The sequence below is a fragment of the Parabacteroides sp. TM07-1AC genome, assembly GCF_003480915.1.
Lineage (GTDB): Bacteria > Bacteroidota > Bacteroidia > Bacteroidales > Tannerellaceae > Parabacteroides > Parabacteroides chongii.
In genome coordinates, this window is sequence record NZ_QUKD01000001.1 from 64,065 (window position 1) to 88,287 (window position 24,223).

A 24,223-nucleotide genomic window follows, 5' to 3' on the forward strand; every position below is an offset into this window, starting at 1 on the left:
CCTAAATATGTAAAAATGAATATTCCAAAAATTCTGATTGTATCCAATCAGTGCTTATCTAAATGCACATCTAATGGTCGTTCTTTAGGTAGTTTGTTACAGGGATGGCCTAAGTGTAAAATTGCTCAATTTTGTTTAAATTTAGAATTTCCTGATTTGGATTTATGTGATAATTATTTTTGTATAACAGACAAGGATGCTGTAGATTCATTATTTTATAATATATCCACTTATAATGAATTAAAAGTAAAATCAGATGTACAAAAATCTAATAAACCAACTCGTTCGAAGAATTCGTTATTAATGTTAGTACGCGAATTTATATGGAGAACTAATCAATGGAAAAAATTTGGATTTAATAAATGGGTTAATAATTTCAATCCAGATATTGTTTTACTTCAGAGTGGAGATTCGGCTTTTATGTTGCAAATTGCACGAATTATTTCTCAAAATAGAAAGATTCCATTGCTTATATATAATACAGAGGGGTATTATTTTTTTAAGAAACCTTGGATTAGGAAACATTGGTTAGACTTTATATTTTTCCCAATTATAAGGACGTTATATCGAAGAGAATTCAGAAAACTTATAGCATCTGCTTCAGCATCATTATATTTGAATTGCGAGTTGAGAAATGATTATGATGCAGAATTTGGAACATTTAGTGATGTTATATACACGGGAAGTAATTTTGAATTTAAGCCAAAAGTATTCAATTCAACTAAACCAAGTTTTTGTTATCTAGGTAATCTAGGGTTAAATAGGTATAAGGCATTAATCGAAATAGCGGATGCATTAAATGCAATTAATCCAACATACTCTCTTGACGTGTACGGGAATTTAAGACCAGGTACAGAACATGTATTTGATGATGTTGCTGCTATTTCGTATCATGGATTGATTTCTTATGACGAAGTGCAAAAAGTTATTCGAAATAGTGATATCCTCTTTCACGCAGAAGTTAATGAAGAACAATGGCAAGAAGCCTTAAGGTATGGATTCTCAACCAAAATAGCTGATTCGATTTCAAGTGGTCATAACTTTATGCTCTATGCACCTCAAAACATTTCATGTTCAAAATATATAATAGCATCGGGGGCCGCATGGTATGTTAGTGAAAAAAAGGATTTGGAGCCAACTCTACGAACATTGATGACTGACTCAAGCGCACGTGAAGCAGTGTTGAGTAAAGCAAAAGAGGTTGCTTCGATAAATCATAATGCAAGTCGTAATGCAGAGAAGTTCCAAAATTGGATTAGGAAATATTATAATGAATCAAAATGATCGATAAGTCTTTCTCTCTCTCAATGTCTGTCTATAAAAACGACAATCCGGAGTTTTTTAAACAGGCAGTGGAGAGTGCGACAATAAAGCAAACATTACCTCCATCAGAGATAGTTTTAGTTGTAGATGGTCCTATACCGGCATCTATAGATTGTGTAATAAATGAGTTGCTGGTAGAACTTCCTATACCATTAAACGTGATACGTTTGGTACAGAATGTTGGTCATGCACGTTCGCGGCAAACTGGATTGGAAGCTACAAAATGTTCGGTTGTAGCAATAATGGATAGTGATGATATTTGTCATCCAGATCGTTTTGCCAAACAAATTAGTTACATGAAGTCACATCCAGATTTGGATGTGATAGGTTCCCAGATAACGGAGTTTGTTGGTAGTGAAAACAATATTGTTGGTATTCGTATCTGCCCAGAAAATGATAAGGATATTAAGAGATATCTTAAGGCTCGCTGTCCAATGAATCTCGTGACTGTAATATTTAAAAAAGATAGTGTGCAAAAAGTTGGTGGTTTTATTGACTGGTTCTGTGAGGAGGATTATTACCTGTGGGTACGTCTGGCTGAGAATGGTTTTAAGTTCGGAAATTTGAATGAAAATCTGGTTAATGTGCGAGTCGGGCAAGAGATGTATGGTCGTCGTGGTAGTTGGAGATATTTTAAGAGTGAAGCTAAGTTGCAGTGGTACATGCTACGTCATAGGGTGATAGGTTTATCTCGTTTCTTATTCAACATATTGGTACGTTTTGTAGTACAAGTCTGTATGCCGAATTGGTTACGTGGTTTTATATTCCAGAAATTATTTAGAAAATAATAGATATTATGGTTGGTGAAAAATTTAAGATTGGTTACACAACAGGTGTGTTTGACATGTTTCATATAGGTCATTTAAATATCCTTCGCCGTGCAAAGGAGCAATGTGAGTATCTCATTGTTGGTGTTAGTACTGATGAATTAGTGAAAACTTATAAAAATAAAACACCCATTATTCCTTTTGAGGAACGTAAAGCTATTGTAGAGGCGGTTCGTTATGTGGATAAGGTTGTTGCACAGACAAGCATGGACAAGATGGAGGCATGGGATGCTATTCATTTTGATGTAATGTTTCATGGTGATGATTGGAAAGGAAGTGCAATGTATGAAGAGATACAGGCTAAATTTAAAACAATAGGTTGTCATTTGGTTTTTTTGCCTCATACTTCAGGTACCTCTTCTACCGAGTTACGACATAAACTCCAGGAATAATATATGACAATTTCTGAAGTAGCAAATAAATGTTGTGGTTGTCGTGCATGTGAATTGGTGTGTCCAACACAGGCTATTACTATAGAAAAAGATAAACTAGCTTTTGAGATACCAATAATTAATACAAATAAATGTGTTGATTGTAGTAGGTGTATAAAAGTATGTCCGGTACTTAATAAGGAGAAGGTAGAACATACAGAACATTTGAGATGTGGTATGGCATATGCTTTAGATTCAACAATAAAGTTTAAAGGATCGAGTGGTGGTTTATTTGGACTTTTTGCAAAAAAAGTATTGGAAGAGAATGGTATTGTTTTTGGTGCTGCTTTTGACAAGCAACACCAATTGTATACAAGTTCTGCTACTACAGTAGCAGAACTTGAACCTCTGTATAAATCGAAATATCTTCTTTGTAATACAAATAAGAAGTTTTTTCATATAAAAAAAGAACTTGAAGCAGGACGAAAAGTACTTTATTGTTCTTCTCCATGTCAATTAGCAGCATTGAAATTATACTTGAATAAAGATTATGAGAATTTATATCTTGTTGAATTCTTGTGTCATGGGGTTGGTAGTCAAACAATGTTGGATAAATCTATCAAATATACTGAGAAGAAGAAAAATGTGAAGATTAAGAAAATTATATTGCGTTATAAAGCTAAAAGGGCTTCTTCTCATTATTATTATTACTGTTACGAGAAAAATGGGAGAAAATATGAAAAAAAAGATATTCATCTAACTTTCCCATATTATAATGCGTATGGAAAACGTCTGGTATGTCGGGAATCATGTTTTGATTGCATTTTTGCATCACCTAATCGGATTGGAGATATTACTATTGGAGATTTTCACACAATAGAAAAATTTGATAAAACGATTGACAGATTTGCTGGTGTATCTATGTTTGTATGTAATACATCTAAAGGAATAGATATGCTGGATAATATCAAAAACGAGTTGTTTCTCAAAGATATGCCTTGGAAGGTGATTGTTGAAAATAACCGTTTTAGTAATGAAGAATCAAAACCTAAGGATTGGTCTGATTTCCTTCAGTTATCAATGATTGATTATGATATGGCTGTTGAAAAATATTTGAATCCATATAAAGATTGGAGATATTATTATTACATGTGTCCGGAATCTATTCGAAACTTAGGACGTAAAATATTTAAAATATAGTCTATGGAAAATTTGATGCGAACAGAATTGTGTGATGATTATGGATTTCTGGAATTGCAGAATGTTATATTGAATATAGCAAAAGATATTGATATTTTATGTGAGCAAAATAATATTCAATATTGTCTTATGGGAGGAAGCGCTCTTGGGGCTAAACGGCATGGAGGTTTTATTCCTTGGGATGATGATTTAGATTTCTTTATGACCCCTGATAATTATGAAAAATTTCGTGATGTTTTTAATCAAGAAGGAGATAAAAACAAATATTATATTCAGGAGTTAGGTGCTGCTGGTGGGAGGATTATTACAGCTAAAGTACGTCTAAATAACTCTTATTATGAAGAAGAGATTCTAAAAAATTGGAATATTCATCATGGTATTTATATTGATATATTCATACTTCATGTATGTCCTGAGAATAAGATAAAACGTTACTGGCAATATTTTTGGGCAAAATATCTTATCATTAAGGGACTAGCTAATAAAAATTACAATCGTAGAGGAAGATTTATAAATACATTTATCAAATGTGTGGGGATTGTTTTACCGAAACGTTTCTTGTTAGGATATGGTTTGAAACAAATCTATCGGTTTCGTAATGAGCATTCAAATTTTCTATGTAATTATTTGGGTAAAGCTTTAATGAAGTCGGGGACATATCAGAAAAAGTATTTTGAAGGTGTGAAGCGTGTGCCATTTGAAACAATCACATTAAATGCTCCAATTCGTATTGAGGATTTTTTGAAAGATCGTTTTGGAGATTATATGAAGCCGCCTTCTGCAGAACGCATAAAATATGAGCAACATTCTTCTACTTGGAATTTGAATCCTTGTGTGTATACAAATTTGTCGGATGAAAAGTATTTATTTTAAAGGAAAGATAGTATGTATCTGAAATGGATATTTGATAGAATTGTATCTTTTATCGGTTTGTTATTGCTGTGGCCCATATTGTTGATTGTGTTTATATTAATACGTGTCAAAATGCCTGGAGGACCGGTTTTCTTTACACAACAACGTGTTGGTAAGCATGGTCGGTTATTTACTATGGTGAAATTTCGTAGTATGATTGTAGAACATGATGGTTCATCTATTAGTGTAGCAGGTGAGAGTCGTATAACTCCGTTGGGAGAGAAATTACGTAAATACAAATTAGATGAATTGCCGGAATTATGGAATGTCTTAATTGGTGATATGAGTTTTGTTGGTCCGCGTCCAGATGTTCCTGGTTATGCAGATCGGTTAGAGGAAGAGGATCGTGAAATATTAAATTTGCGTCCAGGTATTACTGGGCCTGCTAGTTTAAAATATCGTAACGAAGAGAAGATTCTTTCAAAGCAAATTAATCCACAGAAATATAACGATGAAGTGATTTATCCAGATAAGGTTCGCATTAATAGATACTATTTGCATCATTATTCTTTTGTAAAAGATATTCAAATGATTGTCTGCACAGTATTAGGTAGACGAATGATATACAATAATGAATTAATATAAATATCATTTATATGTTAAACAAACGAATCTACCTTTGTCTCGCCCATATGAGCGGCAAAGAGCAAGCCTTCATAAAAGAAGCTTTTGATACTAATTGGGTAGTTCCACTCGGTCCGAATGTAAATGGCTTTGAAAAAGATCTGGAAACATTTGTAGGAAATGATAAACATGTTGTTGCCCTCTCAGCCGGTACAGCAGCCGTCCATCTAGCCCTCTTAGCCTGTGGTGTCGGTCCAGGCGATGAAGTGATTGTACAAAGTTTTACATTCTGTGCCTCTTCACACCCTGTTACTTATTTGGGAGCTACTCCGGTTTTTGTCGATTCAGAGGCAGACACTTGGAATATGGAACCAGAACTGCTGGAGAAAGCAATTGTTGACCGAATTGCGGTTACAGGTAAGAAACCGAAGGCAATTGTCCCCGTTTATCTGTATGGTATGCCTGCTAAGATTGAAGAGATTATGGCTGTGGCAAACAAATATGATATCCCAGTTATTGAGGATGCTGCCGAAGGATTGGGTAGCCGGTATGACGGACAGGTTTGTGGTACGTTCGGACGGTATGGGGTACTTTCTTTCAACGGGAATAAGATGATTACGACTTCCGGAGGTGGTGCATTAATTTGCCCGGATGAAGAGACAAAAAAGAAAATCATGTTCTATGCTACCCAGGCTCGCGAGTCATATCCTTATTACCAGCATGAAGAGATCGGTTATAATTACCGTATGTCGAATATCTGTGCCGGTATTGGACGCGGACAAATGACTGTACTGGAAGAGCATATCGCTCACCACCAGCACACTTGCCATCTTTACAAGGAGTTGCTTGCCGGCGTGGAAGGAATCGTACTGCATGAGAATCCCTCTTCCCGGTTCGATAGCAACTATTGGCTGAATACAATCCTGCTTGATCCATCTTTGCATGTGAGAGGCGAAGAACATGCCTATGAAGCGACTGTACAGGGAGCCGTAGGAGGTGCGGCCGGTGTAACACACGAGGCTTCCTCCTTGCATACAAACTCGGAACCAAACCCGAATGTGGAAGCGATGCGCATGGCATTGGATGCTGCCGGTATTGAATCGCGTCCATTATGGAAACCGATGCACTTGCAGCCCGTATATAAGAACAATCCTTGTTATGTGAATGGTGTGAGCGAATCTTTGTTCAAACAAGGTCTATGTTTACCAAGTGGTCCTTGTGTGACGGATGAAGATGTGGATTATATCGTTCAGGAAATCAAGAAGTCTATTTTGTAATGAATTTATTAGAATTTTAATAGAATATATATGTCAGTATTCAAAGACAAAACCCTCCTAATCACCGGCGGCACCGGTTCTTTCGGTAATGCCGTTCTTCGGCGTTTCTTGGATTCCGATATCAAGGAAATCCGAATCTTTAGCCGAGATGAAAAGAAGCAGGACGATATGCGTCACGCTTTACAAAATCCTAAAGTGAAATTCTATATTGGGAATGTGCGTAATAAAACATCTGTGGATATCGCTATGCGCGGTGTAGATTATGTGTTTAGTGCAGCAGCATTAAAGCAAGTTCCCAGTTGCGAATTCTTTCCGATGGAAGCTACCCGTACAAATGTGGAAGGGACGGAGAATGTGCTGCTTTCCGCTATTGAACATGGCGTAAAGAATGTAGTCGTCCTTTCTACGGATAAGGCCGCTTATCCGATCAATGCGATGGGTATCTCCAAGGCGTTGATGGAAAAGGTGGCGATTGCTAAAGGACGTGAGTTGGGCGAAGGGGCGCAGACTACCATCTGCTGTACCCGCTACGGCAATGTGATGGCAAGCCGTGGTTCGGTTATCCCTCTTTGGGTGGAACAGATAGAACATGGAAAACCGATCACTATTACCGATCCGGAAATGACCCGCTTCATGATGACCCTGGATGATGCCGTAGATTTGGTGATCTATGCCTTTACACATGGCCATAACGGTGATCTGTTTGTTCAAAAAGCTCCGGCAGCTACTCTATCTGTTCTGGCACAAGCCTTGAAAGAGACATACGCACAGATCGATCCGAAGTATCTGGATACGGAAGTGAAGGTAATCGGTACGCGTCACGGAGAGAAACTGTATGAAACACTGGTAACACGTGAAGAGATGGCGAAAGCGATCGATATGGGAGAGTATTACCGCATTCCTTGTGATACACGCGATCTGAATTATGACAAGTTCTTTACCGAAGGCAGCGAATGTCTCTCTAAGATAGAAGATTATCATAGCCATAATACCACACGTCTGGATGTGGAAGGCATGAAAAAACTATTACTCCACTTACGTTTCATTCAGGAAGATCTTGGACTGATCGAACGGGCAAAACCAAGAGAAATCAGAAGCGAATAAATCAATTTTAATGTAATGAACATATTAGTTACTGGTGCCAAAGGATTCGTCGGTCGGAACCTTGTTTCCCAACTCTATAATATCCAATCGGGGAAAGCCCGGAATTATCCTGTTTCGGGAACTGATCTAAAGGTCTTCGAATATGATATAGACAGCGATCCGGCTGAGTTGGATGTCTATTGTAAGAAAGCTGATTTCGTCTTTAACCTGGCGGGTGTGAACCGTCCGAAAGATCAGGCGGAATTTATGAAGGGTAACTTCGGTTTTGCATCTACTTTACTGGATACATTGAAAAAGTATAACAATACTTGCCCGGTGATGATCTCATCATCTACGCAGGCGGCATTGGATAATCCGTATGGCGAATCGAAAAGGGCAGGAGAGAACCTGTTGTTCGAGTATGCGAAAGAAACCGGAGCAAAAGTATTGGTTTATCGCTTCCCGAATGTGTTCGGAAAATGGTGCAGACCCAATTATAACAGTGCGGTGGCTACTTTCTGTAACAATATAGCCAATGATCTGCCTATCCGGGTGAATGATCCGAGTGTGGTGATGAATCTGGTCTATGTGGATGATGTAGTAGACGAATTGATTGCCGCTTTATCTGGTAATGAACATCATGAAGGAGATTATTGTGCAGTACCAGCCGTTCATACGATTACGCTAGGAGGTATTGTCGATCTGCTTTATTCATTCAAAGAGATGCCGGGTAACTTAGGTGTACCCGATCTGGGTGATCCTTTTACGAAGAAGTTATATTCGACTTATCTATCTTATTTACCGAAAGAGAAATTCAGCTATCCGGTACAGATGAAAACAGATGATCGCGGTAGTTTTACAGAGATCATCCGTACGCCGGATCGTGGTCAGTTCTCTGTGAACATTTCTAAACCGGGGGTAACTAAGGGGCAACATTGGCATCATACCAAGAATGAAAAATTTGTGGTCGTAAGCGGGCATGGCTTGATCCGGCTTCGTAAGATCGGAACAGATGAAGTGATCGATTTTGAAGTTAGTGGAGAAAAGATAGAAGTTGTAGAAATGATTCCCGGCTATACACATAATATCATTAATCTTTCCGATACGGAAGAGTTGGTGACTTTTATGTGGGCCAATGAACCATTCGATCCAAACCGTCCGGATACTTATTTTGAGGAAGTATAAAAGATAGAATTATGAATAAATTAAAATTAATGACTATTATCGGCACCCGTCCGGAGATCATCCGGTTGGCAGCCGTTATCAAGCGATGCGATCAGTACTTCGATCAAATCCTGGTCCATACCGGACAGAATTACGATTATACACTGAACCAGGTCTTTTTTGATGATTTGGGACTTCGTGCTCCTAACTATTATTTGGATGCAGTGGGTACGGACTTGGGGGAAACAATAGGAAATATCATTGCCAAATCGTATAAATTGATGGTGGAGGTGAAGCCCGATGCCGTTTTGGTGCTGGGAGATACAAATTCTTGCCTGTCGGTTATCGGGGCGAAGCGTTTGCATATTCCTATCTTCCACATGGAGGCCGGTAACCGTTGTTTCGATGAATGTCTTCCGGAGGAAACAAACCGTCGCATTGTGGATGTGACAGCCGATGTCAATATGTGTTACTCCGAACATGCACGTCGGTATCTAAATGCTGCCGGTACACCGAGAGAACGTACCTATGTAGTCGGTTCACCTATGGCAGAGGTATTGCATAATAACCTGGAAAAGATCAAGGCTAGCGATGTACTGGAACGTTTGGGATTGAAGAAAGGAGAATACATTTTACTGTCTGCCCATAGGGAAGAGAATATCGACACGGAAACCAACTTCTTCAACCTGATGAATGCGGTAAATGCGATGGCCGAGAAGTATGATATGCCCATCCTGTACTCTTGTCACCCTCGTTCAAAGAAATATATCGAACAACGTGGTTTCCGGTTCGATCCGCGTGTGATACAACATGAACCGTTGGGATTCCATGATTACAATCATCTTCAGATGAATGCTTTCGCTGTGGTATCCGATTCGGGTACGCTGCCTGAGGAAAGCAGTTTCTTCTTGTCTGTCGGTAATCCTATTCCTGCGGTATGTATCCGTACGAGTACGGAGCGTCCGGAAGCATTGGATAAGGGGAATTTCATCTTGGCAGGCATTACGACAGAACAAGTGTTACAAGCTGTGGATGTAGCTGTCGAGATGAATAAAGACGGTGCTTTAGGAATCCCCGTTCCTAATTATGTGGATGAAAATGTATCGGTGAAGGTAGTCAAGCTAATACAAAGCTATACCGGAGTCGTTAATAAAATGGTTTGGAGAAAATATTAAAATCACAGTTATGCAACTTATTAACTCTACCTTATTAAACGAAGTAACCAAGCAAGCCCAGGACTCTCCGCGCTTGCGTATGAATTATAACTTTCACGATTCTTTGGATGCGGAGGCACAACGCCTTTTGAATGCATTGGAACCGGGTACAATATTGCCTATCCATCGCCATCCGCATACGGCAGAAACCTATCTGTTGCTGCGGGGGAAGATTCGGGTGATGTTCTATAATGACATGAAAGAAGAAACCGAATCAACTGAATTGGATCCTCAGACAGGAAATTATGGTGTACATATCCCTGCCGGCCAGTGGCATACATTGGAAGTACTGGAAGCCGGTTCTGTATTGTTTGAAGTAAAAGACGGTCCTTATACTCCATTAGGGGAAAACGATGTATTGAAGTAAGAATTTTTTTATTGGATTCCGATCGTATAAAAGTTGATTAAAAAAAGCTGTGGTTCCGGAAATAGTTCATACATTTGCCCGTATATTCTAAATAATATATGACTATGAAGAAAAAGAACGTAGAATACCAACATTCAGAAAGTGAAGGATCTTCACTGCAGGAACCTGTAGCTGTATACCAGCGAGATATTTCATTAAGACAAATACCTGAACATATTGTAAAAGATATAGAGGTAAGTAAAGAAGAATATCAAAAAGGACTGGCTGTTCCTGTCTCAGAGTTTATGAGGAAATATAGGAATGTATAATCTTGTAATTACTCCTAGGGCACAATGTGCTATTGACAATACATGTAATATAATTTTAAATGCGTGGGGAGTTAAATGCTATAATAACCTGATAGATGAATTGGAACGTTGTTTTAAAATAATACAATGTTATCCGTTGGCATTTCAGGAAAGTTCCCGATATTCTGGAATTAGACAGTGTGTCGTTACTTCCTTGAATATCTTATATTATATGATTGAAGGAGATGATGTAGTTATTTTAGCATTTGAAGATACACGAATGGACCCTGATAAAGTTTTTGATTTATAAGAACAGGGAGTGCATCACCTGACACACCCCCTGTCTCCCTTAAAAGGGAAGGATCGCTTACGCAATAAACCATTTATACAAACACCCAACCCCGCCCATCAGCATCAGGCTATATCCCGACATTCCGAGCCAGTCGGCTCCGGATGGCAGAGCTTTTTGCCGGTTTCCCCAGTCTCCCTGGGCGAGAGCGAGAGTATCGCCCCGATGCAGGTCAGGGTCACTTCCGTTTCCCTCATCAGGAGGGAGAGGAGGCTCAGGAGGAGCAGGCAGAGGATGAGGACAGGGGCAGTCACCGGCTGCCGGTTTTCGCTTGCGGGGGAAGATGATCCGGGCAAGGCTGGTGAGGAAGTTGAGAATTGTTTCAAGGACATTCATGGAATTTGAAAATTATAAATTGAAAATTAATTGGCCGGTAACCGCTCGATTGACCGGCAGATCGACACCAGCATCCGCTGATAAGCAGCGCGGTTGTCGCCATTTACTTCGCTGATGTATTTGCTGTAAGCGATCTCCTTGGCGTAGGCTTCGGGATGGAAGGTGAGGGTTGCGGCTATGGGATAAGCCGAGTGGATCAAACGGGCAAAGTCGAGGAAGCTATCTTCGGCAGTGAGATACCGGCGGAACCAGAGAGCCGGACGGTCTCCTGTGGCAGACAAGTCTGTGCGGCCACCATCCCAGAAAGGATTCGGACGGCCGTAGGCAGTGATACCGAAAAAGTTGTTATACTCCACGGCCAGCGAGCTTTCGCCCCAACCCGTTTCAATGGCCGACTGGGCCAGGAGGATGATCGGATTCATCCCGAACCGCTCTCCCGCCTTTTGGGCGAGAGGCAGATACTGTTTGATGTAATTTTGCTTTGTCATAACATTATTCGATTACCGGACGGTCGTCTTCCCCGCCTGAGGGAGGAGTCACTGAACCGGGAAGGGTCCATTTTTCAAAACTGGCATCGCGAACAAGATTCATCAACATCGTTCCCGGATAGAAAACGATATGAGCACGGTTGAACAAAGAGGTCTTAAACTCTTCTTCTGTAGTAGCCCCTTTACTGCCGGCTACCATACGGAAGCTGCCGAAATCGCCCAGATGGATCGATTCGCCATCGGCAAGGGATTCATTCATGACGGTGATAAAACCGTCTAAAACAAGTAGGATATCACCGCGGCTGGCTGTGCTGTATTTGCTGATACGGGCGCAGATACGGTTGAGATCTACTTTTTTGGTAATACTGGTCTGGGCAAAGTAGAGCTCGGTTCCTTCGGCAGCCCCCTTGCTCATGTCCTTACGTTTTACAAGTCTGTACTTTAATGGCATAGTCGGGAAATTAAAAATTAATAATTGAAAATTGTTGGTTATCGATAACATTACAAAGGTACGGCGGCCTGAAAACCCACAGACAGATAGGTGCAGCAAGAGTGGAATAGGAGCAGATAACGACAGTTAATTAACAGGCTTCAGAACACGGGTGTTTCAACGTTAAAACATATATGTTTTAAACGCGAAACATGTATGTTTTACATATAAAGGATATATCATTTCACAATCTCGCAGGCTATATGGATGCCTAATTGGAGAATGAATATGATTAACAAAATAAACAAGCAAATTGAACAACGGATAATCGCTTTTTTAAAAAGACCGTCCGTGAAATAACAGGGAAATATTTGTCGTATCCTTCCCTGGAGGAATCGATTGGAAGAGTGAAGAATAACAGCCATTATATTTTATTGCTGGCTTTATTGTTGGGTGATCCGGAGATAAGGGAAAAGAAAACATGGAACGTTTTGGCTAAATCGTTTTTTACGAATTACAGGGAGATGATATTGCTGTATTGCGGATATGATATCGGACCGGCTAATTTGGAGCGTATCCGGGTAATGGAGCCGAAATTATTTATCGAGTATATGTCGGGAATGTTTCGAAACGGCATGTTTGAAGAGAGTTCGTATGAGGAATTGGCTGAATTTATCAATTTGGTGTTTGATACGGGTTACGAACAGAGTTCTATTTGCAACCTGCTGAAAGTGGCTCATGAGGATTATCAGCATATCCATGATGGGATCAGGATGGAAATAAAGCGGGAACCTGCCAGGAGAGAAGGAATTTAAATAATTAACCGGTTGATATATTGCCTGTTGGATTGTGAAATATACGCGAAAAACAGTTTTTTATATACGAAAGCTACTGTCTACCTTTGTTTTAGTCGTTGATATACGGTCTTGTTTTCCGAAAAAATGGAAAAATCTTGTATTTATAAATTTCTTATAAAAAGAAATACTTCTTACTATATTAAAGAGGAACCGCTTCCGGTCGGATAGAAAGCAAATAGCGTGTAAGGAAGAAGCAAGATAATTCAATGATTTTTGCAAATAGAAATCGTATAACAACGTAAATACTAACAGATATTAATATTTACGGTTATGAACAAAGATCTTCAAAACAGTAGCCGGGTAACAGATTTCCTGGGAAAAGCGTTTGTCAAAATGCCGCGCAAGTTATTAAACCTGTCTTTGCATCCGGAGAAAAAAAAGCGTCAGTTGGCCTGTATGTATATGGCGCTGATCACATTGAGTTTCTTTCGTGATGGAACTGTGATGCTGGGAAAAAACAAACATGTCTGCCGCAGGGGAGAATATGTGGGTACTCATTCGGAACTGGCTCGTTTCACGGCTATCAGTCTCGGTTCGGTAGGCTATTATCTGAAGATGCTTGAAATGGACAAACTGATCGTGTTGAACGTCGTAAAGGGAGGTACCCGTATCGGGATTTGCAATTATGATCTTTTTTCCGGGCACGAACCGGAAATGAATGGCTGGCAGGATGCTTCGGCCGGAGAAGCCGGGCGCAGGATGGCCGACGTGGAACGTGCGATGGGAGGTCGGAACATGCAGGATTTGAATCCGGAGGAAAGGGGGAATGCCTGATGGATGCGGATAAGACGAATAATATGGAAATGGGCGGTATGACCATTGTCGAACTGGAAAGTACGCTGGTTTGTTGCCTGATGACTTCATTGGATGCTCCGATGCAGGTCTCCACGATGTTACGTGAGGAGATGTTTTCGGATAAATCGCTGGGATTTATCTTCGGTGTAATCTTGGATTTGTACGATCAGGGCGTGCAGCCGGATATGGTGACGGTAGAAACCGGAATGCGCCGGCAGGATGAAGCCCGCTGGAAGGAACTGAATGGACTGTCGTTCCTGCTTCCGGCGATGCTGAATGTGCGCAATGCGGAGAATGTAATACGTTATGCCGAAGAGGTGAAACGGCAATATAAGTTACGCTGCCTGATGCAGTTGTTCGTGACGTTAAATTTTAGTTCCGGGAAATTCGATGCCGATCCCGACAAGCTGATTGCGGAAGCGGAACAGTCGTTGCAGGAGCTTCGGCGCGACACAGCCGGTGGAAAAGCGATGCGTACGGTAGGAGAATTGGCGGAAGAAGCTTTGCAATGGCATAGCAGGCGTGCCGGGGCATCGGAGGATGTGACCCGTTTGTTGACCGGGATAGAGGAGCTCGACTATGTAACGGGAGGTTTGCACAGGGGCGAAATCATCATTCTAGGGGGCCGTCCGAGTGATGGGAAGACTGCGGTGGCACTTCATATAGCCGTCAATGCAGCGAAGGAAGGGAAGCATGTCTGTTTGTTCAGCCTCGAAATGTCGGATTTGCAGATGCTGAACCGTATCCTGGCCGGTATGACGGATGTGGATCCGAACCATTTGCGGATCAGCGGACTGACCGGGAAGGAACTGGAGCAATTGAAAGAGGCAAGCCGCAAACTGGAACATCTTCCTCTCTATATGGATTATACGCCTTGCAACACCGTCAGCGATATACGTGCCAAGGTGATGCTGAAAAGCAAACAAGGGGAATGTGATTTGGTGGTGATCGATTATTTGCACCTGCTGTCGTCTGTCCGACAGAAGAATGAAACGCAGGATCAGGTCGTGGGGCGTAATGTGGTAGCCCTGAAACAGCTGGCCCTGGAGGCCGATTGTCCGGTACTGCTTGTTTCGCAGATGAACCGGGCCTGTGATACACGTGCTGACAGGGCACATATCCCGGTGATGAGCGACCTGAGAGATTCGGGTACGATCGAGCAGGTGGCGGATTGTGTCGTGTTTGTTTACCGTCCCGAGAAGCATGGCATTACGAAAGATGAACGGACGGGTGAAAGCCTGGTAGGAGTAGGCAAACTCTATATTGTGAAGAACAGGAACGGGGCGACCGGCATTGCACGGTTCCGTTATAATCCTTCGTATACAAAAATCACAAACTATTGTAATACCGTAACATCATGACGCATCAGGAAATAAATCATATAAAACAGTCGGCTCCGCAGATCGAAGAGGTCATCGGACGATATGTGCTGCTGACACGGAAAGGCAAAAGCCTGCTGGGGCTTTGTCCGTTCCATGAAGATCATCATCCTTCTTTGGTTGTTAACCAGGAGAAGCAATATTTTACCTGTTTTGCATGCGGGGAGAAAGGGGATGTGATCCATTTTTTACAGAAGATAGAAGGGCTGTCGTTTAAGGAAGCGGTTAAGAAATTAAAAATTGAAAATGGAACATTGAAAATTAAATCCGAAGTCAAACCCGGAGTCAAATTGACAAACCCCGTTTGTGAAACAGAAAAATTTTCAATTTTCAATTCTCAATTTTCAATTGAAAAAAACCTTCAGTTTTTTTCGTCTCTCCTTCCTGCCGCTTCCGGAGATTCGGACCTGACTCCGACCTGGCTTGATTTTGAGGTAGGAACTTCCCCGGCTATGGTTGCCGGGGAATGGAAAGCGATGCGTAACCGGCTGGTATTCCCGATACGGGATGAAGAAGGTATACTGGTAGGATTTGGAGCGCGTCGACTGACGGAGGCACCGGGCTCTCCCAAATATATCAATTCGCCGACCAGTGAACTTTATCGTAAGAACGAGCTTCTTTACGGATTGAATATCGCCCGCAAGGCAATTAGGGAAAAAGGATATGCCATACTGGTGGAAGGCTACAAAGACGTGCTGGCGATGCATGCAGCGGGATTCGGAAATACAGTGGCGCTTTGTGGAACGGCTTTATGCGACGGCCATATTGCGCTGCTGAAGAAATATACATCGCGGGTATTGGTGATGCTGGATGCGGATACGGCTGGAAGAAATGCTTCGGAAAAGGCCGTTTCGCTTCTAAGGATGCAGGGTATACGGGCTTACGGGGTAGAATTGCCGGAGGGGGAAGATCCCGACTCGTTGTTCCGGCTTTGGGGAAAAGAGCGGTTTATCGGTTATCTCCGGAAAAAGCTTGCAGAGGACTCGCCTTCGGAAGAGGCTTTGTTATTGGAACGTATCCGGACAGGGATACAGACGTTGTCTGGCATTACGGATATGACGGAAAGGATGCAGGCGCTTCGTCGCTTGAATACCGGGATTGCTTACCTGACCGGTCTGTCGCAGAGGCAGAAACGTCCGGCCACTATGGATTGGAGGTGGGCATGAAACGGGAAGATGAAAAAGACAAGAAAAAATCTATGGAAGAAGAAGAGGAAAAGAAGTGGAAGAACCGCAGTTTTACCTGGATGGAACTAGGCGTGTTGTATAGTCCGACACTGACTCCCGCGGCTGCTTCCCGTCGGTTGAAAGCCTGGGTGATGGCGAATGGCGGTCTGATCCGTAGCCTGACAAAGACAGGCTGGAACCGTACACAACGTATTCTGACACCACGTCAGGTAGGGTGTATTGTGGAGGTGCTCGGGGAACCTTAAAAAAATGTGTTTATGATGAATATATCGATCCGGTTTAAGAAACTGATTCTGTCTGCCTGTTGGCTGCTGATGGCAGTCGGTCTTCACGCCCAACATTCGATGGGAGTGACGGGGTTATTGAATATCCCGACGGCGGATATGCAGGCGGACGGGACATTTATGGCGGGGGTGAATTACCTGCCGGAACAGATGCTTCCCGAGCATTGGGATTATAATTCGGGGAATTATTTCCTGAATATGACTTTTCTGCCTTGCCTGGAAATAGGGTATCGCTGTACGCTGCTGAAACTCAAGACTGGGAAGTGGAACCAGGATCGTTCGGTGTCGCTCAGGATACGTCCGCTGAAAGAGGGGAAATACTGGCCGTCGGTGGTCGTGGGGAGCAATGACGCTTTGACGACCGGGCAGCTGAATACGTTCAGTGAAGTTTCCGGTAACCGTTATTTCTCGTCGGTGTACGGAGTAGCGACGAAGCATTTCCTGCCCGGCGGTCATGACCTGGCATTCACGTTCGGATGGAATATCCCGTTCCGCAAACATGCCGTTCGTGACGGGGTTTTCGGAGGAATGAGTTATTCACCGGCCTTCTGCCGTCCGCTTTCCCTGATGGCGGAGTATGACGGAAACGCGGTGAATATGGGCGGGAGTGTCCGGCTTTTCAATCATTTTACGGTGCATGTGTTTTGCTATGACCTGGAAGCGGTGTCGTGCGGGGTACGGTACGAACTGGTGTTACTGGGTAAGAAAGGGGGCAGACCATGAGGCGGAGGTGTTGGATGACGAGTCTCCTGCTGTTGTGGGGGATGGCTGTGGCTGTACAGGGGCAGCATTCGCAAAATCATCTGCCTACGGGCAGGTCGGTGGAGGAAGCGGCAGAGCAGGTGTTGTTGTCGCTGGGTATGGAGGAAGTGAGGGTGGCGCAGACCGATTCGGTTTGCACTGTCGCTTACGAGGATAATATTTACCGGGGGACTTACCGGGGACTGGCTGCGGTGGCGGAGAGCTTGCGGAAACTGCCGGAGGCGGAACAGGCTGTCCGATATGAGCTGGTGGTGCTGGATGACCGGATACCGCGGTTGCTGCTGACATTGCCCCGGGAGGTGGAGGCCCTGGAGGTCAGCTACGATACGGACGAGGCGATGCGCCGGTTGAAAGGGAAGGAGAGCCGGAACCGGATGGCGGGACGGGTCGATGTGGTCCTGTATCCGGAGTTGTTCCTGCAAAATTCGTGGCTCGACAAGTTGTATGGGGTGGCAGTCAATTTCTCGCCTGCCATCGAGATGGACCTTTGGAAAGGGGCGGTACTGACAGGGCAGGTGATATTGCCGCTTTATACGAATATGACGGATTATCGGAAATACATACGTCCGGGAGTGATCATGCTCCGGCAGGAGTTCCGTTTGCCGGGCGGTGTGCTGGGACGGCTGACGGCGGGTAACTTTACGGGTAACCGGATGGGGGTGGACGCCGCTTTGCGTTATCAGCCTGCCCGGGGACGGTGGATGGTCGGGGCGAATGTCGGACTGACCGGATCGAGTACTTGCTATGGCGGGGAATGGGTGGTGTCAACCTGGAGGAAAGTGACGGGATCGGTATGGGGACGATATAATGAACCGCGGTATGATTTGCAGATCGACCTGGCGGCTGTGCGGCTGGTGTACGGAGATATGGGGGCACGGCTGGATTGCCGCCGTCATTTCGGAGAGGTGACGGTCGGTGTGTATGGGATGCTGACCGGCGGGGAGGTGAATGGCGGTTTCCATTTTGCTATTCCCATTCCGGGGACGAAGCGGGGGAAACGCCGGGCGGTCCGTTTCCGCTTACCGGAATACTTCGCCCATGAATACAGGGCGCGGCATGGTGGTTCCTACGGCGATGAGCTGCTGGGCTACAGCTATGAGGTCCGTCCCGATGAGAACGGCAGCCGGGGGTATGATGCACCGGACTTCGTTCGAAAAGAGGTTTTAAAGCTCATTACGAAATAATGGGTCAATGTGCCAATTCTGATAAATTCCGAATCTATTGCTATCTCCATTGGCAAATTGGCACATTATTGAAAACTAAACTTAAAATATATCCTAAATATTAATATTAAACTTATCAAGTATGAAAACAACTAATTATTGTTCGTTGGGCCTGTTGGCTGCAACGCTGGTGTTTGGCGGATTATTTTTTAATTCCTGTAAAGACGATGAAGTGGAACCCGTTCCGGAAATCGTGGAAAACCCGCTGGAGAAAGATGCCTATTTCATCACCGGTAAGGTGACGGACGGGGCAAATGCCCTGGTTGATGTAGCTGTATCGGCCGGAAGTGTATCAGCGAAAACCGATGCAGCAGGTACTTACCTGATAGAAGTGACCAAGAAAGGTACATTTGAACTGAGCTTCGCAAAAGACGGCTATATCACGATCGGGAATGAAGTAACCATCGACAACGATGCCGATAAAGGAACCATCGTCTCTTATTCACAGGTATTGACAAAGAAAGCGGATGCTGTCAAAGTCGATCCGGAGAAAGATACGCAGGTGACTGCTTCGGAGGATGTCGATGTGGCTATCCCTGCCGGGGCTGTGAAGACGGAAACAGATGTGACGATTACTCCGTTTGTACCTGCTGCCGATAAGAAGGTGAAAGAGGCTGCCGATAAGGCGATCGCTACTTCTACTCCGGTGGAAACATCGTCTGCCCTCTCTTTGACCAGCCTGAGTTGTGAACCGGACGGTCTGACATTCGACAAGCCTGTAGAGATAAAGGTGAAGGCGGAAGAGGCTGAGAACGGCGTTTATTTCACGAAAGCGAAACATTATGTAAACGGTACGGAAGAAGGGGAAGCCGATTTCGATGCGGAAAATAAATCGTATGTGATTCGCCTGAATGGTTTCTCCGTGCATGAAGTGAAGGTCGCTACCGACTTTTCTGCCGAATCGGGTAGTGAATCCGTTTTCTCCGAAGTGATAGATAACCTGGGAAAGACGACTGCCGTATCGAAGAAGTTCTCTTTCAAGATGAAAGACGGCTGGAGGATCGTATCCAAGAGCGCAGGTGTGACAGGCGGTATCGAGGCAAAGCTGATGGCTGCCCTGACTAATACGTTATCCAGCGGTGAAGGTATCTCTGAAACGGAAATATCCAAAGAGGTGGCAGTATGCGGGGATATGAAGATGTCGGTTGCTTTCAAGCAGGCATTGGTGAAGTATACTTTCCAGGTAGAGACAAGTGCAGGGACTGAAAGCATTACTGCCGAAAAATACGGAACCGTGTCACAAAGCATCGAAAAGGAACAGGGTAATATGAAACCCGAACATAACTAAAATCTCGTAAATGAATATGATGAGAAAATATGTGACCTGTCTGTTGGTGTGTGTGGCGGTATTTTTTACCGCCTGCACATCGACAAAAAAGATACTCTATTTACAGGATGTCGTCCCGTTGAAGCAGCAGGAGATCGAGCAGAAATACGAAGTGATTATCCATAGCGATGACCTGCTGGCTATCATGGTGAACAGCCGCGATCCGGAACTGGCACTGCCTTTCAATATGCCGATGGTGACCTATCAGCTGGGATCGAACAGTACCGGACAACAGCGCGTCCTGGGATACCTGGTCGATACGAACGGGGATATCGATTTCCCGATCCTTGGAAAGATCCATGTGGAGGGGCTGACCCGTATGCAGTTGACGGAGCTGGTGAAGAACAAGCTGATAGAAGGGGATCTGATCAAAGACCCGATCGTGACGGTACAGTTCCTGAACTTTAAGGTGTCCGTCATGGGAGAGGTGGGCCGTCCGGGTAGTTTTACTATCTCCGGCGACCGTATTACGCTGCTGGAAGCGTTGAGTATGGCGGGCGACCTGACCATCTACGGACGACGTGACCGGGTAGGCGTGATCCGTGAAAACAACGGAAAGCGTACGATCCTTTTCCACGACCTGCGCTCGGCGGAGATATTTAATTCGCCCTGTTATTATCTGCAGCAGAACGATATCGTGTATGTGGAACCGAATAAAGCGAAGTCGGGACAGAGCGGCATCAACCAGAATAACACAATCGGAGTCTGGGTTTCCGTCATCTCCCTCCTGACGACCATCGCAGTATTAATCTTTAAATAACCGGATGATCCAATGAATTCTGAACAAGAAACAACTTATCTGCGTGAAGAAGAAAACGAACTGAATCTAAGGGATCTTTTCAATATTGTCCGGGCTAACTGGTATTGGTTTCTCTTGTCTGTCCTGCTCTGTAGCGGGGCGGCATTCCTGTATCTGAAATGGGCACCGAAAGTGTATACGCGTACGGCTTCCGTTCTGATCAAGGATAATGCAAAGGGGGGCGGTCTCAGTGAGTCGGCTGCTTTTGAAGAGCTGAACATGTTCAATGTAAAAAGTAATGTGGACAACGAGGTACTGGTATTCAAGTCGAAGCGTTTGATGAATATTGTTGCCGAACGGCTGAATCTGGATGTCAGCTATACGGTGAAGGAGGGATTGCGTACGGTGGAGCTGTATACGCAGTCGCCCGTTGCCGTACAGTTTCCGGAAACGGAGGCGGTACAGGCGTTTTCTTTGACGGTGACCCCTTTGTCGGAAAAGGAGGTGATGCTGTCGGACTTCTCCACGGACGAAGGAAAGATGCAGAAGATCGCGCTGAACGATACGGTAACTACACCTGTCGGCAAGCTGGTGGTGACTCCGACGCTGTATTACTCGGATAAATACTTCGGCAAGCCGGTCGCTGTCGGCAAGAAGAACCGGGAGGATGTTACTTTGAGCTATAGCAATGCGCTGCAGGTGGCACTGGCTAGTAAGACGGCGACGATCATTAACCTGACTTTGCAGGATGTCTCCATCCCGCGTGCGGAAGATGTACTGAACATGCTGATCGCCGTTTACAACGAGGATGCGATCAACGACAAGAACCAGGTGACGGTGAACACGTCCAACTTCATCAATGACCGTCTGATCATTATTGAAAAGGAGCTGGGGAGCGTGGATGCTGATATCGAGACTTATAAGCGCGAAAACCAGTTGACGGACATCAGTTCGGAAACGGGTATGTACCTGCAGGAAAGCAGCCAGTACAGCAAAGAGGGGTTGGGGCTGGAGAACCAGCGGACGCTTGCCAAATATATCCGCGATTATCTGACCGATCCGCATAAAAGTTCGGATCTGATACCTGCCAATACGGGCATCGCCGATGTGAATATCGAGGGACAGATCAGCGAGTACAACAACCTGTTGCTGAAACGGGATAAACTGATCAGCAACAGCAGTAACAAGAATCCGGTGGTGATGGACCTGAACAATTCGCTGAATGCGATGAAACAGACCATTATCCGGGCGGTGGACAACCTGATTGTCGGTCTGAATATCAAGATCAAGAATATCAAGGAGCGGGAGGTACAGACGACACGCCGTATCTCGGCAGTTCCGACGCAGCAGAAATATGTGCTGTCGGTCGAACGCCAGCAGAAGATCAAGGAAGAGCTGTATCTTTACCTGTTGAACAAGCGGGAAGAGAACGCCTTGTCGCAGGCGATTACGGAAAGTAATGCCCGTGTGATCGATGCGGCACAGGGAAGCCGGCTTCCGGTGGCTCCGAAGTCGATGATGATCCTGTTGGCGGCTATGGTGTTGGGGCTGGCTATTCCGGCGGGCGTGATCTGGCTGCAAGTGGTCATGAATACGACTGTGCGTACGCGTAAGGATGTGGAGGATGCCGTATCGATTCCGTTTTTGGGAGAGATCCCTTTGCGCGACAAGAAGAATAAGGATGAGATAGTCGTGCGTGAAAACGGTCGCGACAGTATCTCGGAGGCTTTCCGTATCGTGCGTACGAATATGGATTTCATGCGTGTGAAAGCGAAAGAGATGAAAGTGGTGATGTTCACTTCTTTCAATCCGAATGCGGGTAAGACCTTTGTGTCGATGAACCTCGCCATGAGCTTTGCACTGACCAGCAAGAAGGTGATACTGATCGACCTCGATATCCGTAAGGGTACCCTTACAAGCCATGTTAGCGGCGCCGCTAACATGGGGGTAACTAATTATTTATCCGGGAAGGTGGATGATATAGATGCCATCATTCAGAAAGGGGAACTTGCGGAAAACCTGGATATTATCCATACAGGACCGGTTCCTCCCAATCCTTCGGAACTTTTGTTGAGTAACCGTCTGGATACTTTAATGGAGGCGCTGAAGGAACGGTATGACTATATCATTCTGGATAATGTGCCTGCCGGTATGGTTGCCGATGCTGCCATTGTGAATCGGGTGGCCGACCTGACAATTTATATCCTGCGTGCCAGATTGATGGACCGCCGTCAGCTACCGGAACTGGAAAAGCTGTACAGACAGGAGAAATTCAAAAATATGTGTCTGATCCTGAATGGTGTACGCTATAACCATTCAGGTTATGGCTATGGTTACGGATATGGTTACGGGTATGGTTATGGTTATGGGTACGGCTATGGAAATGAAAAGAAAAAATAATTATAGGTTTTCGTCATGTTGACCTGGATTGTACCGAAGAGAAACATTCTTTATACCACATTGCTTGAGGGAATGACAGATGTGCATGCACATCTGCTTCCCGGTGTGGACGGAGGATCGGAGTCTTTGATGGACTCGATGGCTGCCTTGAAGAGAATGAAGGAGGTGGGGGTGAAACGCATCTTCCTTACTCCCCATATCGCAGATGAGTGCAAGAATAATTCGCCGGAACTTTTACAGGCTAAATATTCTATTCTGAAAGAGTGTTGTCCGCCGGATATGGAATTATACCTGGCTGGCGAATATATGCTGGATAGTGGGTTTGATGCCCGTAAAAGGGGAGAAATACTGACTTTCCCCGGAAAGCAGATATTGGTGGAGACTTCCTGTTCGTCGGCTCCGGAGAGATTCCTGACATTTTTATTCGATCTGGTCCTGGAGGGATATAAACCTGTTATCGCGCATCCGGAGCTGTATCGGTACATGACACAGGATGATTATTATTTTCTGAAAGACAAGGGGTATAAATTTCAGTTGAATTTGTTCTCGTTGGCCGGACTGTATGGGAAACTGTCCAGGACGGTTGCCCGTAATTTACTGGATAAAGGGTTTTACGATTATGTCGGTTCGGATTTTCGCCGGCTGGGTGATTATGAGAAAGGCTTGAAAAAACTGTATTTGTCAGCGAACCGGATACGGCAGGTCGGTGAACTGTTTGAAAATAACGATTCGCTTTGGCACAGCGGATCACTGCCAAAACAAATAATTTAATTTATAAGAGAGATATGATGAACAAAAGAGAGTTGATATATTCTATTGCAGAGCAGACGGGATATACGCAGACTGAAGTACGTAACATATTGAACACATTTATAAGTACTGTCTTTGAAGAGGTGAAATCGGATCATAAGGTGAGGATCGGAGGACTTGGGGTCTTTTCTCTTCTGTACCAGAAGTCGCGCCCTGTACGTAACCCGCAAACCATGGAGCCGATCGTACTTGCACCTAGAAATTCGGTGAAGTTCCGACCGGCAGATGATTTGGTCCGAAAGCTGAACGGAGAAGAAAAGTAAATATG

27 protein-coding genes are annotated in these 24,223 nt (G+C 44.2%); 24 read left to right on the forward strand and 3 right to left on the reverse strand.

Annotated features, from left to right (window positions below):
* Positions 1–15 precede the first annotated feature (15 nt).
* The 12 genes from DXD68_RS00270 (at position 16) to DXD68_RS00325 (ending at position 10,610) form a co-directional block, all read left to right on the forward strand.
* Positions 16–1,284, forward strand: coding sequence for a glycosyltransferase (locus tag DXD68_RS00270; RefSeq protein WP_147382966.1), 1,269 nt, complete (start codon positions 16–18; stop codon positions 1,282–1,284).
* Complete coding sequence (locus tag DXD68_RS00275) at positions 1,281–2,111, forward strand: glycosyltransferase (RefSeq protein ID WP_122359779.1); 831 nt, start codon at positions 1,281–1,283, stop codon at positions 2,109–2,111. The genes DXD68_RS00270 and DXD68_RS00275 overlap by 4 nt, the downstream gene beginning before the upstream one ends.
* Before the next feature lie 8 nt (positions 2,112–2,119).
* The gene (locus tag DXD68_RS00280; protein WP_122359780.1) at positions 2,120–2,542 is read left to right on the forward strand and encodes an adenylyltransferase/cytidyltransferase family protein; all 423 of its coding nucleotides are present in this window, start codon (positions 2,120–2,122) and stop codon (positions 2,540–2,542) included.
* A gap of 3 nt (positions 2,543–2,545) precedes the next feature.
* The gene (locus tag DXD68_RS00285) at positions 2,546–3,721 is read left to right on the forward strand and encodes a Coenzyme F420 hydrogenase/dehydrogenase, beta subunit C-terminal domain (RefSeq protein WP_122359781.1); all 1,176 of its coding nucleotides are present in this window, start codon (positions 2,546–2,548) and stop codon (positions 3,719–3,721) included.
* 3 nt (positions 3,722–3,724) lie between these two features.
* Positions 3,725–4,594 (forward strand): phosphorylcholine transferase LicD, encoded by an 870-nt coding sequence (locus tag DXD68_RS00290; protein ID WP_122359782.1) that lies wholly within the window; start codon positions 3,725–3,727, stop codon positions 4,592–4,594.
* A gap of 12 nt (positions 4,595–4,606) precedes the next feature.
* A complete protein-coding gene (locus tag DXD68_RS00295) occupies positions 4,607–5,218 on the forward strand; it encodes a sugar transferase (protein WP_122359783.1) in 612 nt (203 codons plus the stop codon).
* Between the two features lie 11 nt (positions 5,219–5,229).
* Positions 5,230–6,474 (forward strand): DegT/DnrJ/EryC1/StrS family aminotransferase, encoded by a 1,245-nt coding sequence (locus DXD68_RS00300; protein WP_122359784.1) that lies wholly within the window; start codon positions 5,230–5,232, stop codon positions 6,472–6,474.
* A 30-nt stretch (positions 6,475–6,504) separates the two neighbouring features.
* Positions 6,505–7,578, forward strand: a complete 1,074-nt coding sequence (locus DXD68_RS00305; protein ID WP_122359785.1) for a polysaccharide biosynthesis protein — start codon at positions 6,505–6,507, stop codon at positions 7,576–7,578.
* Between the two features lie 15 nt (positions 7,579–7,593).
* A complete protein-coding gene (locus DXD68_RS00310) occupies positions 7,594–8,742 on the forward strand; it encodes a capsular polysaccharide biosynthesis protein CapF (protein WP_122359786.1) in 1,149 nt (382 codons plus the stop codon).
* A gap of 11 nt (positions 8,743–8,753) precedes the next feature.
* Entirely contained in the window at positions 8,754–9,896 is a 1,143-nt protein-coding gene (gene wecB, locus DXD68_RS00315; protein WP_122359787.1) for a non-hydrolyzing UDP-N-acetylglucosamine 2-epimerase, read from the forward strand.
* Positions 9,897–9,906: 10 nt separating this feature from the next.
* On the forward strand, positions 9,907–10,302 hold the full coding sequence (locus DXD68_RS00320) for a WbuC family cupin fold metalloprotein (protein WP_122359788.1): 396 nt from the start codon (positions 9,907–9,909) through the stop codon (positions 10,300–10,302).
* 104 nt (positions 10,303–10,406) lie between these two features.
* Positions 10,407–10,610, forward strand: coding sequence for a hypothetical protein (locus DXD68_RS00325; RefSeq protein WP_075557285.1), 204 nt, complete (start codon positions 10,407–10,409; stop codon positions 10,608–10,610).
* Between the two features lie 346 nt (positions 10,611–10,956).
* On the opposite strand, the gene DXD68_RS00335 is transcribed toward DXD68_RS00325, so the two are convergent.
* Genes DXD68_RS00335 through DXD68_RS00345 form a run of 3 tightly spaced genes read right to left on the reverse strand, consistent with a single transcriptional unit; the run spans position 10,957 to position 12,213 of the window.
* Positions 10,957–11,274: a hypothetical protein gene (locus DXD68_RS00335; protein ID WP_122359790.1), complete on the reverse strand. Its 318-nt coding sequence runs from the start codon at positions 11,272–11,274 to the stop codon at positions 10,957–10,959.
* 26 nt (positions 11,275–11,300) lie between these two features.
* Positions 11,301–11,762, reverse strand: a complete 462-nt coding sequence (locus DXD68_RS00340; RefSeq protein WP_075557287.1) for a glucosaminidase domain-containing protein — start codon at positions 11,760–11,762, stop codon at positions 11,301–11,303.
* Positions 11,763–11,766: 4 nt separating this feature from the next.
* Positions 11,767–12,213, reverse strand: coding sequence for an HU family DNA-binding protein (locus tag DXD68_RS00345; RefSeq protein ID WP_075557288.1), 447 nt, complete (start codon positions 12,211–12,213; stop codon positions 11,767–11,769).
* 350 nt (positions 12,214–12,563) lie between these two features.
* Between DXD68_RS00345 and DXD68_RS00350 the strand changes: the two genes are divergently transcribed.
* From DXD68_RS00350 to DXD68_RS00405, 12 genes are all read left to right on the forward strand, one after another.
* Entirely contained in the window at positions 12,564–13,007 is a 444-nt protein-coding gene (locus tag DXD68_RS00350) for a hypothetical protein (protein ID WP_122359791.1), read from the forward strand.
* Positions 13,008–13,319: 312 nt separating this feature from the next.
* Entirely contained in the window at positions 13,320–13,823 is a 504-nt protein-coding gene (locus tag DXD68_RS00355; protein WP_122359792.1) for a hypothetical protein, read from the forward strand.
* Complete coding sequence (locus tag DXD68_RS00360) at positions 13,823–15,205, forward strand: replicative DNA helicase (protein ID WP_233576952.1); 1,383 nt, start codon at positions 13,823–13,825, stop codon at positions 15,203–15,205. Before DXD68_RS00355 ends, DXD68_RS00360 begins: the two co-directional genes overlap by 1 nt.
* On the forward strand, positions 15,202–16,389 hold the full coding sequence (locus DXD68_RS00365; RefSeq protein WP_122359793.1) for a DNA primase: 1,188 nt from the start codon (positions 15,202–15,204) through the stop codon (positions 16,387–16,389). The genes DXD68_RS00360 and DXD68_RS00365 overlap by 4 nt, the downstream gene beginning before the upstream one ends.
* A complete protein-coding gene (locus DXD68_RS00370) occupies positions 16,386–16,655 on the forward strand; it encodes a DUF4248 domain-containing protein (protein WP_122359794.1) in 270 nt (89 codons plus the stop codon). Before DXD68_RS00365 ends, DXD68_RS00370 begins: the two co-directional genes overlap by 4 nt.
* A gap of 12 nt (positions 16,656–16,667) precedes the next feature.
* Complete coding sequence (locus DXD68_RS00375; protein ID WP_410510705.1) at positions 16,668–17,417, forward strand: YjbH domain-containing protein; 750 nt, start codon at positions 16,668–16,670, stop codon at positions 17,415–17,417.
* Positions 17,414–18,640 carry a YjbH domain-containing protein gene (locus DXD68_RS24685; protein ID WP_262706959.1) on the forward strand — a complete coding sequence of 409 codons (1,227 nt, stop codon included), beginning with the start codon at positions 17,414–17,416 and terminating at the stop codon, positions 18,638–18,640. The genes DXD68_RS00375 and DXD68_RS24685 overlap by 4 nt, the downstream gene beginning before the upstream one ends.
* Positions 18,641–18,761: 121 nt before the next feature.
* Positions 18,762–19,967 carry a carboxypeptidase-like regulatory domain-containing protein gene (locus tag DXD68_RS00385; RefSeq protein WP_122359795.1) on the forward strand — a complete coding sequence of 402 codons (1,206 nt, stop codon included), beginning with the start codon at positions 18,762–18,764 and terminating at the stop codon, positions 19,965–19,967.
* A 16-nt stretch (positions 19,968–19,983) separates the two neighbouring features.
* Positions 19,984–20,766, forward strand: coding sequence for a polysaccharide biosynthesis/export family protein (locus DXD68_RS00390; RefSeq protein WP_122360474.1), 783 nt, complete (start codon positions 19,984–19,986; stop codon positions 20,764–20,766).
* Between the two features lie 12 nt (positions 20,767–20,778).
* Complete coding sequence (locus DXD68_RS00395; RefSeq protein WP_122359796.1) at positions 20,779–23,145, forward strand: GumC family protein; 2,367 nt, start codon at positions 20,779–20,781, stop codon at positions 23,143–23,145.
* Between the two features lie 15 nt (positions 23,146–23,160).
* On the forward strand, positions 23,161–23,916 hold the full coding sequence (locus tag DXD68_RS00400; RefSeq protein WP_122359797.1) for a tyrosine-protein phosphatase: 756 nt from the start codon (positions 23,161–23,163) through the stop codon (positions 23,914–23,916).
* A gap of 14 nt (positions 23,917–23,930) precedes the next feature.
* Positions 23,931–24,218 (forward strand): HU family DNA-binding protein, encoded by a 288-nt coding sequence (locus tag DXD68_RS00405; protein WP_122359798.1) that lies wholly within the window; start codon positions 23,931–23,933, stop codon positions 24,216–24,218.
* Positions 24,219–24,223: the final 5 nt, after the last annotated feature.

Bases quoted from the DNA above. Each gene is read 5' to 3' on its own strand.
- wecB (WP_122359787.1), top strand. From the start codon at position 8,754: ATGAATAAATTAAAATTAATGACTATTATCGGCACCCGTCCGGAGATC.
- DXD68_RS00325 (WP_075557285.1), top strand. From the start codon at position 10,407: ATGAAGAAAAAGAACGTAGAATACCAACATTCAGAAAGTGAAGGATCT.
- DXD68_RS00360 (WP_233576952.1), top strand. From the start codon at position 13,823: ATGGATGCGGATAAGACGAATAATATGGAAATGGGCGGTATGACCATT.
- DXD68_RS00310 (WP_122359786.1), top strand. From the start codon at position 7,594: ATGAACATATTAGTTACTGGTGCCAAAGGATTCGTCGGTCGGAACCTT.
- DXD68_RS00305 (WP_122359785.1), top strand. From the start codon at position 6,505: ATGTCAGTATTCAAAGACAAAACCCTCCTAATCACCGGCGGCACCGGT.
- DXD68_RS00335 (WP_122359790.1), bottom strand. From the start codon at position 11,274: ATGAATGTCCTTGAAACAATTCTCAACTTCCTCACCAGCCTTGCCCGG.
- DXD68_RS00355 (WP_122359792.1), top strand. From the start codon at position 13,320: ATGAACAAAGATCTTCAAAACAGTAGCCGGGTAACAGATTTCCTGGGA.
- DXD68_RS00385 (WP_122359795.1), top strand. From the start codon at position 18,762: ATGAAAACAACTAATTATTGTTCGTTGGGCCTGTTGGCTGCAACGCTG.
- DXD68_RS00280 (WP_122359780.1), top strand. From the start codon at position 2,120: ATGGTTGGTGAAAAATTTAAGATTGGTTACACAACAGGTGTGTTTGAC.
- DXD68_RS24685 (WP_262706959.1), top strand. From the start codon at position 17,414: ATGAGGCGGAGGTGTTGGATGACGAGTCTCCTGCTGTTGTGGGGGATG.
- DXD68_RS00345 (WP_075557288.1), bottom strand. From the start codon at position 12,213: ATGCCATTAAAGTACAGACTTGTAAAACGTAAGGACATGAGCAAGGGG.
- DXD68_RS00400 (WP_122359797.1), top strand. From the start codon at position 23,161: ATGTTGACCTGGATTGTACCGAAGAGAAACATTCTTTATACCACATTG.
- DXD68_RS00295 (WP_122359783.1), top strand. From the start codon at position 4,607: ATGTATCTGAAATGGATATTTGATAGAATTGTATCTTTTATCGGTTTG.
- DXD68_RS00375 (WP_410510705.1), top strand. From the start codon at position 16,668: ATGATGAATATATCGATCCGGTTTAAGAAACTGATTCTGTCTGCCTGT.
- DXD68_RS00270 (WP_147382966.1), top strand. From the start codon at position 16: ATGAATATTCCAAAAATTCTGATTGTATCCAATCAGTGCTTATCTAAA.
- DXD68_RS00275 (WP_122359779.1), top strand. From the start codon at position 1,281: ATGATCGATAAGTCTTTCTCTCTCTCAATGTCTGTCTATAAAAACGAC.
- DXD68_RS00340 (WP_075557287.1), bottom strand. From the start codon at position 11,762: ATGACAAAGCAAAATTACATCAAACAGTATCTGCCTCTCGCCCAAAAG.
- DXD68_RS00365 (WP_122359793.1), top strand. From the start codon at position 15,202: ATGACGCATCAGGAAATAAATCATATAAAACAGTCGGCTCCGCAGATC.
- DXD68_RS00370 (WP_122359794.1), top strand. From the start codon at position 16,386: ATGAAACGGGAAGATGAAAAAGACAAGAAAAAATCTATGGAAGAAGAA.
- DXD68_RS00285 (WP_122359781.1), top strand. From the start codon at position 2,546: ATGACAATTTCTGAAGTAGCAAATAAATGTTGTGGTTGTCGTGCATGT.
- DXD68_RS00405 (WP_122359798.1), top strand. From the start codon at position 23,931: ATGATGAACAAAAGAGAGTTGATATATTCTATTGCAGAGCAGACGGGA.
- DXD68_RS00300 (WP_122359784.1), top strand. From the start codon at position 5,230: ATGTTAAACAAACGAATCTACCTTTGTCTCGCCCATATGAGCGGCAAA.
- DXD68_RS00390 (WP_122360474.1), top strand. From the start codon at position 19,984: ATGATGAGAAAATATGTGACCTGTCTGTTGGTGTGTGTGGCGGTATTT.
- DXD68_RS00290 (WP_122359782.1), top strand. From the start codon at position 3,725: ATGGAAAATTTGATGCGAACAGAATTGTGTGATGATTATGGATTTCTG.
- DXD68_RS00395 (WP_122359796.1), top strand. From the start codon at position 20,779: ATGAATTCTGAACAAGAAACAACTTATCTGCGTGAAGAAGAAAACGAA.
- DXD68_RS00320 (WP_122359788.1), top strand. From the start codon at position 9,907: ATGCAACTTATTAACTCTACCTTATTAAACGAAGTAACCAAGCAAGCC.